The sequence below is a fragment of the Kineococcus glutinatus genome, assembly GCF_039542765.1.
GTDB lineage: Bacteria > Actinomycetota > Actinomycetes > Actinomycetales > Kineococcaceae > Kineococcus_A > Kineococcus_A glutinatus.
In genome coordinates this window covers 1-2,225 of the sequence record NZ_BAABIL010000597.1, presented here as the reverse complement: position 1 = coordinate 2,225, position 2,225 = coordinate 1, and the positions used below count along the sequence as shown (strand labels likewise).

At 78.3% G+C, this 2,225-nt stretch carries 2 protein-coding genes; both read right to left on the bottom strand.

Features of this window, described 5'->3' with window-relative positions; genetic code table 11:
- Nucleotides 1-168: 168 nt before the first annotated feature.
- Nucleotides 169-1,182, bottom strand: a complete 1,014-nt coding sequence (locus ABEB16_RS18785) for a Gfo/Idh/MocA family protein (RefSeq protein WP_345713736.1) — start codon at nucleotides 1,180-1,182, stop codon at nucleotides 169-171.
- A partial coding sequence (locus ABEB16_RS18780; protein WP_345713735.1) for a DegT/DnrJ/EryC1/StrS family aminotransferase occupies nucleotides 1,179-2,225 on the bottom strand: 1,047 nt, incomplete at its 5' end. The genes ABEB16_RS18780 and ABEB16_RS18785, both read right to left, overlap by 4 nt.

Below are 2,225 nucleotides of genomic sequence, written 5' to 3'. Positions count from 1 at the left end.
CGCGCACCCCGCGCCAGGCCCGGCCCCGCGCCGCCAGCGGCAGGTAGCCCCAGGGCAGGCCGCGCCGGTGCGCCTCCGCCACCAGCAGCACCGTCGTGCCCGCGCAGTCGTTGACGTGCAGCACCCGCGGCTCCGGCCGCCCCCGGTCCCCGCCGGCGGGGTGCCGGGTCACGGCAGGTCGACCGTCACGCCGCCCGCGGCCGAGCGCAGCACCGCGTCGGCCACCGCCACGACCTGCAGCCCCTCCGCCATGCTCACCGTGCAGGACCCGCCCGCGTCGCCACCGGCGAGCACCGCGTCGCGGAAACCCGCCAGCTCCGTGCGCAGCGGCTCCGGCTTGGGGAACGCGAAGCGCGTCACGTCCCCCTCGCTGACACCGCGGAAACCCGCCAGCGCCTCCCACGACACCGGCACCGAGCCGTTGGCGTGCAGGGTGAGGTCGGCGGTGAGGGTGTCCGCGACGAACGTGCCGGCCTCGCCGGTCACCACGGTCACCCGCTCCTTGACCGGCGACATCCAGTTCACGACGTGGTTGGTGATCGTGCCGTCGGCCAGCGACCCGACGACCACGGCGAGGTCCTCGTGCGGGCGGCCCGTGCGGTGCGCGGTGCGCGCCGACACCGCCGCGAACGGGCTGCCCGTGATCCAGGCGGTGGAGTCGATGTCGTGGGTGCCGAGGTCCTTGACGACCCCCACGTCGCCGATGCGGGCGGGGAAGGGCCCCTGCCGGCGGGTCGCCACCTGGTGGATGCGGCCCAGCTCGCCCGCGGCCGTGCGCCGGCGCAGCTCCCGCAGCGCCGGGTTGCAGCGCTCGATGTGCCCCACGGCGCCGACGACCCCCGCCGCGGCCACGGCGTCGGCGATGCGCGCGGCGGTGGCCGGGTCCTGCGCCAGCGGCTTCTCCACGAGGACGTGCACCCCCGCCCCGGCCAGCGGCACCGCCACCTCCTCGTGCATCGCCGTGGGCACCGCCACGACGGCCAGGTCCACGCCGACCGCCAGCAGCGCGGCGACGTCCCGCACGACGCGGGCGCCCCCGGCGGCGCGGTGCGGGTCGCCGCCCACGTCCGCCGCGGCGACCAGCTCCACGCCCTCCAGGGAGCCCAGCACCCGCGCGTGGTGGCGGCCCATCGCCCCCAGGCCCACGACACCGGCGCGCAGCGGGCGCCCGGCGGCGCTCACCGGCCCGCCGCCACGGCCGCGACGGCCCCGGCGATGCGCTCGACGTCACCCTCGCCCAGCGCCGGGTGCACGGGCAGCGAGAGCACCTGCGCGGCCGCGAGCTCGGTGTGCGGCAGCGGCGCGTGCACCGCCCCCGCGAAGGCGGGCAGCCGGTGCACCGGCACCGGGTAGTAGGCCGCGGCCCCCACCCCGTGCGCGGCCAGGGCCGCCGCGAAGGCGTCCCGGTCGTGGCCCACCACCCGGATCGTGTACTGGTGCCACACGTGCTCGGCGCCCTCCGCCGTCACCGGCAGCACCACACCCGCGGGGGCGAGCGCCCCGATCGCCGCGGTCAGGGCGGCGGCGTTGCGCCGGCGCGCCGCCGTGCGCTCGCCCAGCCGGCGCAGCTGCACCCGGCCGATGGCGGCGTGCAGGTCGCTCATGCGCACGTTGAGCCCGACGACCTCGTTGCGGTAGCGCTGCTCCATGCCCTGGTTGCGCAGCAGCCGGGCGGTGCGCTCCACCACGGCGTCCCCCGTGGTGATCATGCCGCCCTCGCCGGAGGTCATGTTCTTCGTCGGGTAGAAGGAGAAGGCCGCGGCGTCGCCCAGCGTGCCCACCGCCCGCCCCCGCCACGCCGCCAGGTGCGCCTGCGCGGCGTCCTCCAGCACCAGCAGGCCGTGCTCGGCGGCCAGCGCGCCGAGCGCGGTCATGTCCGCGGGGTGCCCGAAGAGGTGCACGGGCACCAGCGCCCGGGTGCGCGGACCGACCACGGCCGCCACCGAGGACGCCTCCAGGCAGAACGTCACGGGGTCGACGTCGGCGAACACCGGCACCGCGCCGGTGAGGGCCACGGCGTTGGCGGTGGCGGCGAACGTGAAGGACGGCACGACCACCTCGTCGCCGGGCCCGACGCCCAGGGCCAGCAGCGCCACGTGCAGCGCGGAGGTGCCGGAGTTGACGGCCACCCCGCGCCGGCCGGGGGTGGCGGCGGCGCAGAACTCCGCCTCGAACGCGGCGACCTCCGGGCCCTGCACGAGGTGGCCGCCGGCCAGCACCGCCGC